At 48.3% G+C, this 17,402-nt stretch carries 11 protein-coding genes; 4 read left to right on the forward strand and 7 right to left on the reverse strand.

Going from position 1 to position 17,402, the window contains the following annotated elements; translation table 11 throughout:
- Positions 1–429: 429 nt before the first annotated feature.
- The 4 genes from SPI9445_RS27225 to SPI9445_RS0102465 form a co-directional block, all read right to left on the reverse strand.
- Entirely contained in the window at positions 430–1,455 is a 1,026-nt protein-coding gene (locus SPI9445_RS27225; protein ID WP_017303130.1) for a helix-turn-helix domain-containing protein, read from the reverse strand.
- Positions 1,456–1,670: 215 nt separating this feature from the next.
- Positions 1,671–4,403, reverse strand: coding sequence for a DUF4114 domain-containing protein (locus SPI9445_RS0102455; protein ID WP_017303131.1), 2,733 nt, complete (start codon positions 4,401–4,403; stop codon positions 1,671–1,673).
- A gap of 534 nt (positions 4,404–4,937) precedes the next feature.
- The gene (locus SPI9445_RS0102460; RefSeq protein WP_017303132.1) at positions 4,938–6,143 is read right to left on the reverse strand and encodes a TIGR03032 family protein; all 1,206 of its coding nucleotides are present in this window, start codon (positions 6,141–6,143) and stop codon (positions 4,938–4,940) included.
- A gap of 158 nt (positions 6,144–6,301) precedes the next feature.
- Positions 6,302–6,916: a Uma2 family endonuclease gene (locus tag SPI9445_RS0102465; protein WP_017303133.1), complete on the reverse strand. Its 615-nt coding sequence runs from the start codon at positions 6,914–6,916 to the stop codon at positions 6,302–6,304.
- 71 nt (positions 6,917–6,987) lie between these two features.
- On the opposite strand from SPI9445_RS0102465, the gene SPI9445_RS24055 reads away from it, so the two are divergent.
- The 3 genes from SPI9445_RS24055 (at position 6,988) to SPI9445_RS0102485 (ending at position 12,308) form a co-directional block, all read left to right on the forward strand.
- The gene (locus SPI9445_RS24055; protein ID WP_100227063.1) at positions 6,988–8,445 is read left to right on the forward strand and encodes an N-6 DNA methylase; all 1,458 of its coding nucleotides are present in this window, start codon (positions 6,988–6,990) and stop codon (positions 8,443–8,445) included.
- A gap of 321 nt (positions 8,446–8,766) precedes the next feature.
- Positions 8,767–9,942, forward strand: a complete 1,176-nt coding sequence (gene sat / locus SPI9445_RS0102480) for a sulfate adenylyltransferase (protein WP_017303136.1) — start codon at positions 8,767–8,769, stop codon at positions 9,940–9,942.
- Positions 9,943–10,046: 104 nt separating this feature from the next.
- Positions 10,047–12,308, forward strand: a complete 2,262-nt coding sequence (locus tag SPI9445_RS0102485; RefSeq protein ID WP_017303137.1) for a caspase family protein — start codon at positions 10,047–10,049, stop codon at positions 12,306–12,308.
- A gap of 216 nt (positions 12,309–12,524) precedes the next feature.
- Here SPI9445_RS0102485 and ftsH3 read toward each other — a convergent pair whose 3' ends face one another.
- Together ftsH3 and SPI9445_RS0102495 are read right to left on the reverse strand one after the other, a co-directional pair.
- Positions 12,525–14,375 carry an ATP-dependent zinc metalloprotease FtsH3 gene (gene ftsH3, locus SPI9445_RS0102490; RefSeq protein ID WP_017303138.1) on the reverse strand — a complete coding sequence of 617 codons (1,851 nt, stop codon included), beginning with the start codon at positions 14,373–14,375 and terminating at the stop codon, positions 12,525–12,527.
- A gap of 292 nt (positions 14,376–14,667) precedes the next feature.
- Positions 14,668–15,351 carry a C40 family peptidase gene (locus SPI9445_RS0102495; protein WP_017303139.1) on the reverse strand — a complete coding sequence of 228 codons (684 nt, stop codon included), beginning with the start codon at positions 15,349–15,351 and terminating at the stop codon, positions 14,668–14,670.
- 159 nt (positions 15,352–15,510) lie between these two features.
- On the opposite strand from SPI9445_RS0102495, the gene SPI9445_RS0102500 reads away from it, so the two are divergent.
- Positions 15,511–16,449: a serine hydrolase gene (locus SPI9445_RS0102500; protein ID WP_017303140.1), complete on the forward strand. Its 939-nt coding sequence runs from the start codon at positions 15,511–15,513 to the stop codon at positions 16,447–16,449.
- A 196-nt stretch (positions 16,450–16,645) separates the two neighbouring features.
- On the opposite strand, the gene bchM is transcribed toward SPI9445_RS0102500, so the two are convergent.
- Positions 16,646–17,356 (reverse strand): magnesium protoporphyrin IX methyltransferase, encoded by a 711-nt coding sequence (bchM, locus tag SPI9445_RS0102505; RefSeq protein ID WP_017303141.1) that lies wholly within the window; start codon positions 17,354–17,356, stop codon positions 16,646–16,648.
- Positions 17,357–17,402 lie beyond the last annotated feature (46 nt).

Raw genomic sequence — 17,402 nt, forward strand, 5'->3', positions numbered from 1 at the left:
TGATAGAGAGATGGAATCTTTACCACCCGTTCCCTTGAGCCTAGGAAAAGTGATCTGATTAGGTTAACAGTAACTTCAGTCAACTAATAACAGGCTGAAGTTAACTTTACCAGTAATCATTAGATTAACACCCAAATATGAAAAACTTGGGGAGAAAAAGTGGCATTTTCTTTTTCCCCCCGAGAGGAAAGGTAAACCGGGCGAACAAGTCAAAATTCCGGCGGCGTTTCCTCCCCGGAAGGAGTGAGAGGAAACGCCGCCGTTTTATCTAGGGTTTGCTGAATAACTCTGCTCCGGGTGGGGAGAGGGGGGAGATGGGTTGATTACTGTTGCATGAGTGCCTATTCCCGACTCCCTAGGGCGCAAGCATTGCGCCCCTACACCGATTCCCGATTCCCGTTCCCTGTTCCCCGTTTCCCGTTCCCTGATTCAATTATTCATTAACTCTGGGGGAGCAATGCTGGTGGTTTGTTCTTGCGGGATAACCTTTTGACTATGTTTAGAGGACTGGGACACGGATTCTGGAGTGGGTAAAGCCTCAGTATCCACAATAGCACTGACACTTTCTTGATGAGACGATAACCAAGCTAATCCTCCTACCGCACCAGCGACAAGGGCGGTATAGCCTAAATACATATGCAGGGAGGTCACTTGCCCCACACCTCCATTCAACCCCGGAGAATACCAGGAGGGAACCGCATTATTGGGCTGTATGGATTTCGGTAATGCCTCCGCTAAGGTCTTACCATCCAATCCCAAGGTATTCCCTAAGCGGCGAATAAAGCCCCGTAAGTAAATGTCCTCGGGCAGTTGATCAATTCTGCCTTCTTCAAGGGCTTTAATGTAAAACACTTGAACTAATGTTTTGCTGTGTAATTGACCAATCGACATTCCTTGGGCTTCTCGGGCTTCTTTGAGAGCGTGACCAATTTGCTGACAAATTTCGTTGCGTTCTTGAATCGCGAGTTGGGCGCGTTGGGCTTTGCTCATTCTCTTATGAAGTTTCAGGAAGTGGTTTTTCGCTTCAGTGGGCGACTCAGTTTCCGGTCGCAATATGGGGATAGGGGTAGACTGTTTGGGTGTTTCCGCGACGGGGTGACTGTCTGAGGTCTGTTCTTCCCCAGAGTCTTCAACTTCCGTAGCGGCCACATTTTTAGTATTAATGGACACGACTTTACTTTTCGGCAGATTGGGCGCCACGTGATAACGCTGGGCAATTTGGCGAACAGCGATGCGAATGGCTTCCCGTCCAAGAGACTGGACTAAGGACTGAGCCTGATTTAATGCCTCTTCGGTGACGGTTTGTAATCCGTTCATGGTGCGTTGATAAATCTCACTTTCCATCAGTTCCGCTTCAATTTGCGAAAAGAGGGATTGAACGGCGCCGAGTGAGGTGACATTGTTGTTGGTTGATGTTGCCGCGCCAGCCTGTGCAACCGCTAGTTGTAATTCCATAGTTCGTTCTGTCTCCGTACCCACATAAATAGCACAATCAAGATTTCGGTGATGTTGGTGTGACTCCGGCACCCACCCCCACGATCCTCTGCCCACTCTTTCCCGGAATAGAGGGTTAAATCCGGATAGTTTTGTGCAGGATGGGCGAAAAGGCGGACAAAAAAAGAGGGGTATCCTCACCGGACACCCCCAAGGGGAAAGTTTAGTTCAAGGGTCTAAGCCATTGGAGTGACATCAATGCGCACAATGAGATCATTGAAATCGCGATCGCCTCCACCCGGTAGATCCTCAAAACCGATCACGTTGCTACCAAACAACAACACATGATCCACCCGATCGGGATTAGCCCCAATAAAGGGGAAGTAAGCCACAATATCACTGGTTCCCTGGACGTTTTGAGGATTGACCGCCAGTAGATCCTGCGTGGTTCCATTAACCACAATAAACGGTGCATACAGCGCTCCAGCCGCAAAGACACTGGAGAACTGCGCCACATTTTGATTCCCCACATTAAAGGAAATATCGGGAACTCGGTTGTCAATGGCCGCTTGAGCGTATCCAGCCTCACCGGGCGCAATCCCATTCACCCGACCACTGGGGTCATCAATGCGATAGAGGTTGAAATTATTGGTAAAAGCCGCCTCACGAAACAGGGTAAAGGTTGCTCTCACGTTCCCTTGCAGACCTCGCAAATCGAGAATTTCCTGTTCCGGTTGCAGTTGGGTTTGCCGTCCGTCAAATTGAATCCCCAAGGGAATTCCCCCAGTTTGCCGCAGAGACAAGGATAGATCCCCAAAGTTCAGGGAATACTGACCCGCCGCCGTTTGGGAGACGGCTAATTGAGGACTATTATAAGAAACGACCCCATTGGGACTAATGAAGTCCACGCCAAAAACATCCCCCGGTCGGAGATCGGTAAAGATAGAAACTTGTTGATCTGTACCGAAACCACTGGGTCGGAAGATACCCGGTAAGACGGAAAATAGGGATTGTTGACCCGCTAATTCTCCGGTGGCTGAGAAGCGGGAAACCCGAATTTCGGAAATATTCCCGGCATTCGTCCCAGTTAAGCGAAATTCTAAGTTATCTGGTTGTCCGATGCCTAAACGGAATAAACGACTGGTGGGGTCATAAAATAGAACATCCCCTGCCGGAGGAGGCACAGGAGGCCCCGGAGGAGTGGGAGGCTGTCCGTCTGGAGTGACATTGCCGGAAATGGCAAAATCAAACAGTCCGCTAATAGTGGGGTCGTTGGCGGCAAAGCGGACTGTGCCTTGGAAGGTGCCGAGATTGGCACTATTCACGGCTACCCCGAAACTGGTGGACTGATTCGGAGCCAGTACAGGATTAAACCCTTGGGTATTGAGACTAAAGGCGGGGGTGTCTACGGTCGGGACGGCTAGGATTAAGTTATCTAAGCCGTTGTTGGTGATGGTAAAGGTGGTAAATTGTCCTGGCGCACCAAAGGCAAGGGTACCTAAGCCAATGGGGGAGGTGGTGCCGTCGGCGATGACTTGTTCTCCCCGTCGGACTTCGATGCGGGATGCCCGTACCGTCCCCTGAACCGTAAAATCAAAGGGTTGAGTAATATTAGGGTCATCTACGGCAAAACTCACCACACTAGAAACTTGACTATTGAGATTATTTAAGTTTCCACTATTGAGAGCAACTGTAAAGCTGGTGGTTTCATCGGGGGCGAGAACCGATTGAAACCCGGTTTGATTAAGGGTAAATAAATTGGGGTTAGCAATGGTCGGAGTTCCCAAATTCATGGTCGTCCGACCAACGTTAGTAATCTGAAAAGTTGTGGCAACGGCCGCCTGATTGAAACTAACATCAGTAATGGCAAGGGTTGTCCCATCTATCACTAATTGGTTAGTATCTAATCGTTCAACTTGAATTTCGGGGAAGAGGGTTTCATTGAGGAAAAAACGCAGCCCGATTTCTTCTTGTTGAACCCCAACTAACGCATCCGGTCTACCATCTTCAGTCAAATCCCCAAAGGCAATAGTAGCCCGTTGTCCCCTGGATCCACCGGGTAACTCATTAAAGGATTTAAAGGGGTTTATATCATCTCGTTGAACAAAGTTGGGAGATTGAACTGTTCCGGTGTTTTGATAATAAATAATTTGTCCGTTTTTCTGTCCAATAAAGACATCATAGGTCTGTTGATTGCTATATTGGAGAAAAGAAGGATAGAGGATTTCAAATACTTCTGTGCTATTAACCGGTCCCACACCATTTAACGGGTTATCCGCTCCTGTTCTTGGAGCAAAACTTATTTCATTGAGTTGAATTTGCCCGTCTAAGTTTGTATCTTGGGTGGTGTTTTGATAATAAACAATATAGGGAGCTGTAGGATTTGCCCGGTTGTTATACTGACCGATAAATAAATCTGACCTACCATCTCCATTAATATCTACAAATGTGGGAGCAGCATAGGCTGTGGCGGCTGTGATACCAAAGAGATTTCCCTGTTCGGTAGAACGATCTGCATTAGCCCGATTCAGTTCTCCGGTGCCTCCTTGGGAAGTCGGGATGGGATCTTTAAATCTAGGATTCGTTGCTGAACCAATATTTTGGAAAAAGAAGAGTTCTCCGTCCCCCGCACCGAGGAATAAATCTAAGTCTCCATCCCCATCAATATCCGCAAAGGCTGGGATGAGGGGAGTTCCAAACTGGGTGTCTACTGCATCTTCAATCCGAATGTGTCGGAAGGGATCATTCTGAGTTCCTGTGAGGTCTTCATATTGACCGTCTTCGTTTAATTTAAAAAAGGCGACTCTTCCTGCGTTTGTCCCAATGACGGCTTCAAGCCGACCATCTCCAGTCAAATCAACAAGGAGCGGGGCGGTGAGGGCTCGTGAGGTTGTATTTACTAAGACCAGGCCATTATTGGTCACTGGATCATTAACAGGAAGTTGGAGAGTAAAAACGTTTTCTGCCATGATGGTTGATGCAGTCTAAAAGTAGATTGGGTTTATTGGTGGATCAGGAATTGGCTAGGGCTGAGTCGGGAACAAGAAAATGATCGGCAAAACAAAGATGATCGTCAAGAAGATTACAGTGGTTTGGAATGCACTGGCCATATTGTAGGGCGGTTTGCCCGGATTGATCATCGTTTTTTGCGAGAATCTTGGCAACCTAAGACAGGGAAGATTCGGGGGCATGGGATCTTTCTTCGAATTATCATCGACTCCTCCAAACGACAGGAATTGCCATTCAAAACTAACCGCTCTGACACGCTCTATAACCTTTAATCTATGACCTTGGGACTTTATGACCTTTGGATTTTATGACTGGAGGATGAGGGTATTCGGGACAAAGGGAGATTAAGGAGGAGGATGGGACAATCCGAGGATGTAAGTGGGAGGAGGAGAAAAAGCGGAAAGTTTACGGGTTAGAAGAACTGGGATTTTCATACTCACCGCCCTAAAAGGGCGAGGCTTTAAACCCAAAAGATTTCGGCAAGTTGCAGGGCGTTAATTGTCCTGCCAGTATAAAGGGTTACTCCCTATACTAGCTTGATTTTCCCCTCGTTCGAGTTCGTCTTCTAAAAAAGTTAAGTTTGGGCTAGGTTGGGGGGGATCAAGGGGGTGGAGTTGGTCTGGGGGGATAGTGGGAATGGGTTGTTGTTCAAGGGTGATCAGTTGGCAGATTTCGTCGGTCATAAAGCCTAGTGCCATGGGACGTAGGGCGTTGGGGATCATTTGCACGTCGTAGAGTTCACTGATTACGCCGTCGATTTGTAACCAGTGGTCGATGATTCCGGTGTTGAGGTTAATCCAGAGTAGGCCACATTGGGCGATCGCATCTTTGGCGGTTAAACGGTCTTCAAGTTCGAGTCCGCTAAAGGTTTGCTCTCCTCTAGGTTTGGAGAGTCCCACAATCGCCCAATCTTGATGGAAGGTTAAACCGCGTAAATAGCCCGGACAGAAGGTCACAGGTTCAAATTGACCTAACACGGGGTCAAAGTAGCCGAAATCGCCTGTTCCTGAGTTCAGAAGCCATAATTTTCCCCGATACCAGCGCGGAGAGTGGGGCATGGAGAGGTTAGTCAGGATCACCTCGTTGGTTTGCATATCCACGACACATCCCCCATCCCGTCGTCGTTGTCGCCACCCGGCGGCTACATCGGAACGACTGACGGCGGTCACATAGCGGGGTTTGCCGTCTACGAGGGCGAGGCCGTTCAGGTGACAGCGATCTTCGGGGACGAGTTGGCTAATAAAGGGGGGTTGCCAGAGGGGGATAAAACTATGGCGATCGCTTATTGTGGCGACACAACTAAAGAGGGTGTTGACGAAAATCGGGCGATCGCACTCATCCACCACCACATCATGAACATCTACATCTCCGGTCGTGTAGGCAATACGGGGAATATACAGTTGGTCATACCCCTTATGAAACTGTCCCTCCGTTAACGCATTATCCAACTGCCACAACTGAAAACGGGTACTCATCCAGAGGCGATTCGGTTGGCTAAACAATCCCATCGGGCGCTGAAACAGGCGCTCAAAAATGGACAAGGAGCCATCGGGTTTAATCCCAACCAAGAAAAGGCGGTTGGTTTGATAGGTAGTAAAGGCTAGACTAATTTGGTGTTGCACTAACCACGGGATAAACTGGCGAGAGCAGCTAAAGCTAAGAGGGGGGGCGGTGTTCGCTTGGGTCATGGATTCACTCATCGGTAATCTCTTGTCGGGTGCATCAGAAGGAATCACTTAATGGTGTCGCCAATTTTGAAGAATAAGCTTGATGAACTTTTGGCTGTGGGTTAATGGAGGGCGATCCAATGTGCTTGAGGTGGGGGTGAAAAATTTTTCGCCCCTACTTGGATAGTAGGTCACTGATTACTGATGATGTGTTGCCAATCTAACACAAACCCCGGCAGAACATTTTCCCCGGATAATTGGCGAGAATTGGGCAAAATCTCCACCTCTTGACCCGGCCGGTAGATTTCCACCTGTTCCTGTTGTGGGTCAATCAACCAGCCCAACTGAGTCCCATTGTCGATATACTCCTGTAACTTGTCTTGTAACTTGCTCAAACTGTCCGATTCTGAGCGCAGTTCAATGACAAAATCTGGACATAACGGCACAAATCCCCTACGTTGAACTGGGGTTAGAGTCTGCCAACGGTCTAAACGAATCCAAGCGGCATCGGGGGAACGGTTCGCCCCATTGGGTAAAATAAAGCCTGTAGAAGAATCAAAGGCGATGCCATGTCCCCCTTCTTCCTCCATCCACTTCACTAAGAAATAGGCAATTCTGATATTGCGATGTCCGGTTTCACCACCCGTGGGGGGATTCACAATGAGTTCTCCTGTTGCTGTTCGTTCTAGTTTTAACTCCGGATTGGCGATCGCAAGTTGGGCAAATTGCGCTGGCGTTACGTTCAACTTGAGATCCGTTGGCCATTGTAAGGTGAGGGTGTCTGGAGGGTGGGTTAGGGTGAGCATGGGTGAATTTTCGACCAGTGCCTTTTTATTCTATCCTTTGTGATGGAGGGTGTCCTCTTGAGCATTCAATAATGATGAATAGCAACAAAAAACAATTAGGGGATTTTCAAACTCCTGCCCCTTTAGCAGATCAGATCCTTAAACTTCTCAAATTGAAGTATCAAATCAACCCTGATTTTATTTTAGAGCCTACCTGTGGTTCGGGAGTATTCATCCAAGCATCACGCAATGAATTTAGCCACGCCAAAATTATGGGCTTTGATATTAATTCTCACTATATCCAGTTAGCACAAAAATCTATTGAATGCAATCAAAATCAGGATAATATCATCCTAAAACAAGCTGATTTTTTTACCAATAATTGGCAAGAAATTCTATCAAGCGTTTCTGGGTATCTTTTGATTTTGGGGAATCCCCCTTGGGCAACAAGTAGTGAATTAAGTCGTCTCAATAGTCATAATATACCAACAAAATCAAACTTTCAAAACAGACGAGGCATTGAAGCGATAACCGGTTCAGCTAACTTTGATATATCGGAATGGATGCTTTTACAATACATTGAGTGGCTATCTGATCGTCCGGGAACAATTGCCCTGTTGTGTAAGTATTCCGTGGCTCGTAAAGTTTTACAAGAAATCTCCAAAAAATATCCTAGTTCTTTCTCGACTTCAATTTATTTAATCGACGCTAAGTATTATTTCAATCTCTCAGTACAAGCTTGTCTGTTTCGCCTATCTACGGATTACAAAGAAACAAATGATTGCCCCGTCTATATGGATTTAAAGACCCAAGGGTTATGCTCCGTTATTGGTGAGCGAGATGGTTTTATGGTGAGAGACACGAAAACCTATGAACAAGGGAAACATTGGTTAGGATATAATTCTAAATACCTTTGGCATTCTGGGATTAAACATGACTGTTCTAAGGTTATGGAGCTAGACCAAATAGGGGGGAATTTATTCGTTAATGGGTTGGGAGAAAAATATTATTTAGAAACGGATTATCTGTATCCCTTGCTCAAGGGGTCAGATGTTGCCAATGGGAGAGTTAAAGATTACCGCAAGCTCATGTTAGTCCCTCAGCGATGGGTGGGTGAAGATACTAGAATTATTCAAGATAAAGCTCCTAAAACTTGGCAATATTTACAAGACCATGATCTATTTTTTACAAAACGCAAAAGCTCGATCTATCGCAACAAGCCCCCTTATGCTATTTTTGGCGTAGGAGATTATTCCTTTATGAACTGGAAAATTGCAATCTCTAGTCTGCATAAGAAGCTTAAATTTAACTTGATTGGTTTGTTAAATAATCAACCTGTTATGTTTGATGATACGGTTAATTTTTTATCTTTTGAGACGGCACAGGAAGCAGAGTCTATTTTTCATTATATCACATCACAGGATGTTTTACAATGGTTAGAGTCTATGATTTTTTGGGATAGCAAAAGACCAATAACTGTTAATTTACTGAACCGATTGTATCTAGAAAAATTTGCCTCAGTAAATAATTTTAGTCTCTGTCATAAATGAGCCTCACTAGCATGAGAGTTATTGCTCAATTCAAGGTCGATATAGCGTTAATAAACGAGATGAAAATTTTAGTAGATACTGTATTGCCTATCAAGGGGGGGCGAAAAAATAGCCCAACAGAGCAGGAGTATTCAGTGGATTAAGGCGATCGCAGGGAAAAACCGCCCCCCATCCAAGGCAAACCCGAGACTGGCATCAGATCCTAACCTGAAGCCAGACGAATCCCTATTCCCTATTATCCTGTTCCCCGTTCCCCCATTAAGCTAGGATGAAGAATGGAACGTTAAAGCGGTCAGAACCCGCAATCAATCAATATTTAGTATGACTACTCATGTTGATGGCATCGCGCCCCACGGCGGACATCTTATTAATCGCATCGCGTCGGAAGCAGAACGACAGGAATTTTTAGCCCAAGGGGAGGAACTGCCCCGTGTTCAATTGGATGAACGCGCCATTTCTGACCTACAAATGATTGCCATTGGGGGGTTTAGTCCCTTAATGGGATTTATGGAACAGGCGGACTATGAGCAAGTCGTTACAGAAATGCGTTTAGTCAATGGTACCGTCTGGTCTATCCCGATCACCCTTTCCGTCAGTCCAGAACAAGCGGACCCCTTAAAAGAAGGGAGTTGGGTTCGTTTAGATGATGGAGAAGGTGGTTTTATTGGGGTGTTGGAACTCACCCAGAAATACCACTACAACAAAGCCCATGAGGTCTTAAATGTCTACGGCACCGATGACATTAAACATCCTGGGGTTAAGGTAGTCTATGACCAAGGCGCGGTCAATTTAGCGGGGCCGGTGTGGTTGCTGAAACGAGATCCTCACCCCCTTTTCCCTCAATATCAAATTGATCCCCTGGTCTCTCGCGCTAAGTTCAAAGAATTAGGCTGGCAAACCGTTGTAGGATTCCAAACTCGTAACCCTATCCATCGCGCCCATGAGTATATTCAAAAATGCGCCCTTGAAACAGTGGATGGGTTATTTTTACATCCCCTCGTCGGTGCAACGAAGAGCGATGATATTCCGGCGGATGTGCGGATGCGTTGCTATGAGATCATGCTAGAGCATTATTTCCCCCAAGACCGGGTAATGTTGGCGATTAATCCCTCAGCGATGCGTTATGCCGGACCCAGGGAGGCGATTTTTCATGCCCTGATTCGCAAAAATTACGGCTGCACCCATTTTATTGTGGGACGAGATCATGCGGGTGTGGGGGACTATTACGGCACTTACGACGCTCAGAAAATTTTTGATCAGTTTGACCCTCAAGAGTTAGGGATTCAACCGATGAAGTTTGAACACGCTTTTTATTGCACCCGGACGCAACAAATGGCGACGACGAAAACCAGTCCGAGTCAGGTAGAGGAACGGATTCACCTGTCGGGAACAAAAGTGCGGGAAATGTTACGACGGGGTGAGTTACCCCCTCCTCAGTTCTCTCGTCCTGAAGTGGCGGCGGAGTTGGCCAAGGCGATGCAAGTTCCCGTTGCTTAAAATAGCAGTAAGGGGTTGAGGGGCAGTGGTGAGTCCCTGCCCCCTCAACAACGAGAGTAAAAACCTGATACCCTGATAGGGTCGATGGATAGCGGACAAGGGCTATGGGATTGGATCGACGGACATTTTTACAAGGTTTGGGTTTAGGTCTGCTGACTTGGGGCGGACAGTGGATGGTTAGTCCCAAGGCGAGGGCTTTTCCTTTAGGTAATGCTTATGCTCAAGGTTTGGTCAGTCCGACGGGGCGTAAGTTGGCGTTGTTGGTGGGGATTGACCAATATCCCTATAAGTCCCATTTACAAGGCTGTGGGACGGATGTGCTACTACAACGGGAGTTGTTAGTTCACCGCTTTGGTTTCCAACGAGGGGATATTGTGTCGTTGGTAAATCAAGAGGCAACGCGAGAAAATATCGAATCGGCTTTTTCTGAACACCTGATCCAACAAGTGAAAGAGGGGGATCGGGTGGTGTTTCATTTTAGTGGCTATGGCAGTCAGGTTCGTTTACCGGGGACGGAGGACGCGGGGGAACTTTTGGTGCGCAGTCTGATTCCCGTGGATGGGGTGATTGCCACGAAGGGAGAACCAGCGGTTAATGACCTGTTAGAGGAAACGTTGATTCTTTTGGCGCGATCGCTCTCGACTCGTCATGTCACGTTAGTTTTAGATACCAGTTACTCGAATAATGGTCAGGAGTTACGGGGAAATTTGCGATCGCGCTCTAGCCCCAGTGATCCCGCCAAACGTCCCAGCCCAGAAGAGTTAGCCTTTCAAGAACAATTACGCCTGCTGCGTTCGGCCGGTCGTTCCCCCACCCCCCTCAATTGGGGACAGTCCAGCTTTCCGGGGTTTATCCTCACGGCCGCCGCTCACGATCAACCCGCCCTAGAGGGTCAATGGAATGGCTTTAGTGCGGGTTTATTCACCTATGCCTTAACTCAGTATCTCTGGGAAAGTACCCCCCCCAGCACACTCTATATTAGCCTCACCCGAGCCACAGAAACCCTTCGCCCCCTAACGACCCAGCAGCCCCAAGGCCTTGGCATTTTTTCCGGCAACCCCCCCCTCGTCTATGATTTACCTCTCCAGCCTACCTTTGGGGCCGAGGGGGCAATTATCGCCATTGATGAAGAACAGAATATGGTGCAGTTAACCCTGGGTGGCTTGCCTCCTGCGGTGTTAGATGTCTGTGGGAATTCCCGCTTTTGGGTGGTGGAGGGTGAGATTAGCCCAGACACCCCCCAAGTCCAGATCCGCTCCCGCAATGGCTTAAAAGCTAAAGCTAAGGGGGTTGACAGCCCCGCCACGGCCTTAAAAGTGGGGCAATGGGTTCAGGAAGCCATTCGGGTCTTGCCCCGCCATATCGGGCTGGTGGTGGCCTTAGATAACGCTTTGCAACGGATTGAACGGGTGGATGCAACGAGCGCCTTTGCCAATATTAATGTGGTGTCGTCTGTGGTGACGGCCGGAGAACAACGAGCCGATTGTTTGTTTGGCAAGGCAAAATCCCCCCATCCCGTGACGGTAGCCATGACCGATTTACAGCCCTTGGATCGTCCTCCCACTAAGGGCTATGAGTTATTTTCTGTGGGGGATTTACCGATTCCTAATACTTTGGGTCTGGCTGATGAAGCGGTACGATCGGCGGTGAATCGCTTAATTCCCCATTTAAGAACCCTTTTAGCGGGCAAATTGTGGGGGCTAATGGTCAATGAGGGGTCCTCTCGCTTGGGGGTGACGGTACGCTTCCAACTGCTGCAACCTCAACCCATGACGCTGTTGGAACGGTCTACAGGACGCTATCCTGGGGCAGAAATAACGAAGAATGCCCCCAACTTAGCCGACCGCACCAGCGCCCTTGTTACGCTGCCTGTGGGGGGGAAATTGGAGTGTCAGTTAGTGAATCAAGGCGATCGCAAACTCTATGTGTTACTGGTGGGCTTAGACCCCCTCGGCAATCCTCTTGTTCTCTATACTCCCGCCCTCTCTAATCTTTCAGATCCCAACCACAACGCCATCGGGTCGAACTCTTTACAAATTGAGGCGGGTCAAACCCTCACCCTACCCCGCACCCCGTCTAATCTGAACTGGTTTATTACCGGGTCTACGGGGGTGGTGGAATTGTTCACTTTGTTTAGTACCGAACCTTTTACTGAAACTCTCACCCTGTTGATCAGTTTAGCGAATAAGGGAGAAGGCGATCGCTTTGTCGAATTACCCAACCCCCAAGAAGTCGCCCAAGCGATTTTACAGGATATTCACAACGCCAGCGCCGTCAGTCCCGATCTATTAAGTTCCCCGGCTGATTTTTACGCCCTAAATGTGGAAACTTGGGCCGGTCTACATTTTGTCCTACAAATTGTGTGACATCCTCCCGACACCGACCCTAGGGGTACGGTGCGGGCTTCCCCATATCACCATGAGGCTTTCCTACTTCTACTTTCTAGCCAGTCAAGTAATTCTTTTTCTTGACTGGCATCTGGATAAATTCTGTTCCCGACTCCCGATTCCCCTAAAAATTCCCCCACCCGATAGGACAGGATGGGGGAAATTGATACTCAATCAACAAAAGCCAAAATAGCCTTAAACAATAGCGGCCATTTTCACGTCATTGGTGTCTAAGATGTTTTGTAACTCTTCCGCGTCTACCGTTTCTTTTTCCACCAACATATCCGCTAAAGCATCAAGGATGTGACGATTGCTCGATAAGACATCCTTAGCGCGACTGTAGGCTTGATCGACCAACTTCCGCACCTCTTCATCAATGGCAGCCGCCGTTTCATCGGAAAAATCCCGATCCGACGCAATTTCCCGACCGAGGAACACATTGCCTTGTTGACGACCTAAAGCGACCGGGCCCAGGCGATCGCTCATGCCAAACCGAGTCACCATCTGCCGCGCTACCCGTGCCACCTGCTGTAAATCATTGGAGGCTCCAGTCGTCACCTCTTCCTCACCGAAAATTAACTCCTCGGCAATGCGACCCCCCAAAGCGACAGCCATTTGATTTTGCAGATAAGACCGAGAATATAACCCCGAATCCATCCGATCCTCACTCGGTGTAAACCACGTTAACCCCCCAGCGCGACCCCGAGGAATAATACTAATCTTCTGCACCGGGTCATAATCCGGCATTAACGCCCCCACCAAAGCATGACCCGCTTCGTGATAAGCCACTAACTGTTTCCGTTTTTCACTCATCACCCGGTCTTTCTTCTCAGGCCCCGCTAACACCCGGTCAATGGCATCATTGACTTCATCCATTGAGATTTCCGTCAAACTGCGACGGGCGGCTAAAATTGCGGCCTCATTCAACAAGTTAGACAAATCCGCCCCCGTAAAACCGGGAGTCCGACGGGCGATTTTTTCTAAATCCACATCCTTAGACAGGGTTTTGCCTCGGGCATGAACCTGAAGAATTTCCTTCCGTCCCGCATAATCCGGACGATCGACCACTACTTGACGGTCAAAACGACCGGGACGCAACAAGGCCGCATCTAACACATCCGGGCGGTTGGTGGCGGCAATAATAATGATTCCGGTATTGCCTTCAAACCCGTCCATTTCCGTTAACAACTGGTTGAGGGTTTGTTCCCGTTCATCATTTCCGCCCCCTAAACCAGCACCCCGACTGCGACCGACGGCATCAATTTCATCAATAAACACAATACAAGGAGCGTTGGCTTTAGCTTGTTCAAACAGGTCACGCACCCGAGAAGCACCTACCCCAACAAACATTTCTACAAACTCGGAACCGGAGATGGAGAAGAAGGGAACACCCGCCTCACCTGCAACGGCACGGGCTAACAGGGTTTTCCCCGTTCCAGGCGGCCCGACTAATAACACCCCTTTAGGGATTTTTGCCCCAACGGCGGTGAAGCGGTCAGCATTTTTCAGGAAGTCCACCACTTCCGTTAGTTCTAATTTCGCTTGTTCAATCCCCGCTACATCCCCGAAGGTGACTTGAGTTTGGGGTTCCATTTGCACCCGGGCGCGAGATTTGCCAAAGTTCATCGCTTGGGATCCCGGACCACTGGAAGCCCGACGCAAGATAAAGAACAGGGCGATTAACAGTAAAGCGGGAACAAAAAGACTGCTTAAAATGCGGAACCAGAACCCGTCATCGCTAGGGGGTTGTACGGAAATATCCACGTTGTTGGTGGTGAGGATATCGATGAGTTCCGGGTCATTGGGGAGGTTGACCAGAACTTGGGTTCCGTCTTGGGTGGTGACTGAGGCTTGAGAACGATCGGCGGTTAGGCGGATGGTTTCAATTCTACCGCTTTCCACTTCTTGGATCAGTTGACTATATTTCCAGCTTTCCCGAGTTTCCCGAGGGCTATCGAAAAAGGCTGAAGCGAGGGCTAAAAGGACGACCGCTAATAGGACGTACAGTCCTGCATTACGCCATTTTTTATTTTTGTTATTGTTCACGCGCTTGAACTCCTAATGTTGTTGGCTGTGGCAATATCCTTATCCTTATATTTTTACTATTTTGACAGTGTTTTCTCGTCGCTATCGGCCGGAGAACCAACCATCAGAAGCAGGGGACTGTCTGAATCCTCTCGGGTTGGACAACACTGTATTTTGTATAGCAAGGATGGCTTGCGCCCCAAGGTGACAACCTGTTTTACTCTTTATATTAATTTATGTTAACGTTTCTCAGAAAGTCTTAACAGAGTTGACAAAAAAAGTTTTTTGTGCATTTAGGGGCAGGGGAGGAATTTCAACCGGGCCAACTGGTCATGATTCGTCCGGCACAGAGAAGATAGGGGTAGTATTTGCTCCCCACGGGGCCACTGTCGGGAGAGAGAGAGTCAATGCCGATGCCGTTGCGCCCTTTTTCAATGCCGGAACTGTGAATATATTGATTGTCCCCTAAATAGAGAGCAACGTGGGTGACGCGGGTAGTTTCTTGAAAAAAGATTAAATCTCCGGGGAGGAGGTTGTCCCAAGGGACTTTTTGGCTAAAGGCTTCCTGTTGGTAGGAGTCCCGAGGCAGCCAAATGCCAGAGGCGGCAAAGGCGGCCTGGATGAGTCCGGAGCAGTCATAATGGGGGGCAATGGTTCCGCCCCAGAGGTAATGATGGGGTTGTGCCATAGCGTGGTGGGTAAAGGCGATGATCTCAGGGATTTTTTCGGCGATCGCCTCCCGTGACCAAATCGGGGCGCAATACTTGTTTTCACTAGGTTTGAGGTTTTTTCCTTCCGTCACAGGTAGCCAAGCCAAATAATCATCTTCACAGAGTTGGACGTGATAGGCTAATCCCTGTTGTTCTAAGATGCGCAATGGTCGCCCTTGCGCCGCTTGGGTGGCCAAACCTTGACAACTGGGGGAATTATAGAGATTAAGATCAATCTGGCAATGATATTCATCGGTTGGGGAGGGGGGAAAATCGGATAGTTTCATAAAGACCTCCGGGAAACCCCAGCGCCTTGTGCCTGGGGAGGGATGGGAGCGTCGATTGAGCGGGGTACGGCTAGAAGCAAGCTACGATACCCCCGAAATCGACACACCATCAAAGTAACTCACAGATAACCTTTTAAAGTAAACAATAAACAGTCAATAATGCCCTTTTTCTATCGTCACCCCCACATTGAAACCTTGGGTCAACAGATTTTAGACGCAACTTGGTCTAGATTTCCCAACATCACCGGGCAACAAATCGCCTTCACCTGGTTAGTGTATGACCCCCCAGTGATTGTTAATACAGGGGCAGCTATTGCCTACGAGGAGTTTTGGCAGTATCCTGTTCGGGGCTTTAGTTATCGAGGCACAGAACGTTACTATCCCGCCCACTTAGCTCAATTGTTTTATCTGGTGGCCATTGAGGAATGGTTAAGTAAGGAAATGTTAAGCACCTCACCGGAACTAGAGCGAGCCATTCGTGATATGGCTATTCATTCTAGCCATGATGCCACCAGTTTAGTGATTGATGTATTGAGCGGAACCACCAGTGGGCCGGAATTATCGCCGGGGCCTTTTGAAACTTGGAAACAACAACGAAATATTGTTAACCGTTATTTTCAATCATTAGGCTGGGAAGAACTCGCTGAGATTAACTTAAATCAAAAAACTTGGAGTCATGGCCCCTACGGTCGAGAACGGTGTTATATGGGGGAAATGATGGACAATCGCAATATGTTAACCGCCAATGCGATCGCCCGCCTTCTCCATAGTATTGTAGGAGGGGTGGCCGTGAGTAGCGATCGCGCTCAAACCATGATGCAAATGCTTCAACGTCAACCTGACCTACCCCTCACCCAAACAGGCACAGAAAACGGCATTCAAGGCTTCCTCGGCCAAGGAATCCCCCCTCAGAGTCATTTATGGTCAAAAGGAGGCTGGAACGCCCAAGTCCGCCATGATGCTGCTTATATCGAAGTGTCAGACCTTCAGCCCTATCTCCTAGTCGTTCTCACCGAAGGCATCGACGAGCAAGACAAAGCCGCCATTCTCCCCTTCCTCTCTCAAGAAGTTCTAGCGGCCATGACTCAGATTCATTAGGGAACGGGGGGCAGGGGAGCAGGGGAGAGGGGGAGTTGATCATTATTAACTATTCCCGACTCCCGATTCCCGACTCCCGATTCCCGACTCCCGATTCCCGATTCCCGACTCCCGATTCCCGATTCCCGACTCCCGACTCCCGACTCCCTATTCTCTATTCCCTATTACCTATTACCTATTCCCTATTCCCCGTTCCCTAATTATCAATTGACCGCACCGCTTCGAGCAAACGGGAATAATAGAACCGAGTGCTAGTCATCTCCTCCCGTTTGAGCGTGAAACCATTCTCTTGCAGAATCTTCACAATATCCGCCTCCTTGTGTTGATAAGCCCGCGTCGTCTTACTCGGCCCCGGGAAAAACTCCCCAATCCGCTTTAAGAGTGTCAAACAGAGGGTTTTCGGCGCAAAACTCAAAATCAAACGGGATTGTGCCAAAGAAGCCAGATGTTTAATCATTTGCGCGGCCTCATCTGTCGGGTAGTGGATTAACACATCCAGACAAATCACCGTATGATATTGCCCGCTAATCGACTCCAAATCCTTGGTTTCCAAGGTTAGACCACTCGTATCCTTTAACGTCTCTTGGGCGCGTTCTTGGGCTTCTGTGACCATTTTCTCAGAGATATCACTCCCATAGACCTTAGCCCCCGCTTCCGCCAGAGGAATACTTAAACTCCCCACCCCACAGCCCGCATCACAAATCGTCAACCCTTCCAAATTGCCATCATCCTGAAGCCAGCCTAAGACCTTATCAATCGTCTGTTGATGGCCAACGCGGATATCGAGTTGAACCTTATTTACCTCCCCATCGCCATAAATCCGCCGCCATCGGTCGAAACCTGTAGAGTTAAAATAGTCTTTAACAATAGTTTTATCATTGAGAGTTTTATTATCCAGAGCCGTCATTATCCGTTAATCCTGTTGAAAGTTCAGAAATAGCCACAGATACTAA

This window comes from Spirulina subsalsa PCC 9445, assembly GCF_000314005.1.
Taxonomy (GTDB): Bacteria; Cyanobacteriota; Cyanobacteriia; order Cyanobacteriales; family Spirulinaceae; genus Spirulina_A; species Spirulina_A subsalsa.

Excerpts from the sequence above, each read along its gene's own strand:
- SPI9445_RS27225 (WP_017303130.1), bottom strand. The coding sequence starts at position 1,455 with ATGGAATTACAACTAGCGGTTGCACAGGCTGGCGCGGCAACATCAACC.
- SPI9445_RS0102455 (WP_017303131.1), bottom strand. The coding sequence starts at position 4,403 with ATGGCAGAAAACGTTTTTACTCTCCAACTTCCTGTTAATGATCCAGTG.
- SPI9445_RS0102460 (WP_017303132.1), bottom strand. The coding sequence starts at position 6,143 with ATGAGTGAATCCATGACCCAAGCGAACACCGCCCCCCCTCTTAGCTTT.
- SPI9445_RS0102465 (WP_017303133.1), bottom strand. The coding sequence starts at position 6,916 with ATGCTCACCCTAACCCACCCTCCAGACACCCTCACCTTACAATGGCCA.
- SPI9445_RS24055 (WP_100227063.1), top strand. The coding sequence starts at position 6,988 with ATGATGAATAGCAACAAAAAACAATTAGGGGATTTTCAAACTCCTGCC.
- sat (WP_017303136.1), top strand. The coding sequence starts at position 8,767 with ATGACTACTCATGTTGATGGCATCGCGCCCCACGGCGGACATCTTATT.
- SPI9445_RS0102485 (WP_017303137.1), top strand. The coding sequence starts at position 10,047 with ATGGGATTGGATCGACGGACATTTTTACAAGGTTTGGGTTTAGGTCTG.
- SPI9445_RS0102495 (WP_017303139.1), bottom strand. The coding sequence starts at position 15,351 with ATGAAACTATCCGATTTTCCCCCCTCCCCAACCGATGAATATCATTGC.
- SPI9445_RS0102500 (WP_017303140.1), top strand. The coding sequence starts at position 15,511 with ATGCCCTTTTTCTATCGTCACCCCCACATTGAAACCTTGGGTCAACAG.
- bchM (WP_017303141.1), bottom strand. The coding sequence starts at position 17,356 with ATGACGGCTCTGGATAATAAAACTCTCAATGATAAAACTATTGTTAAA.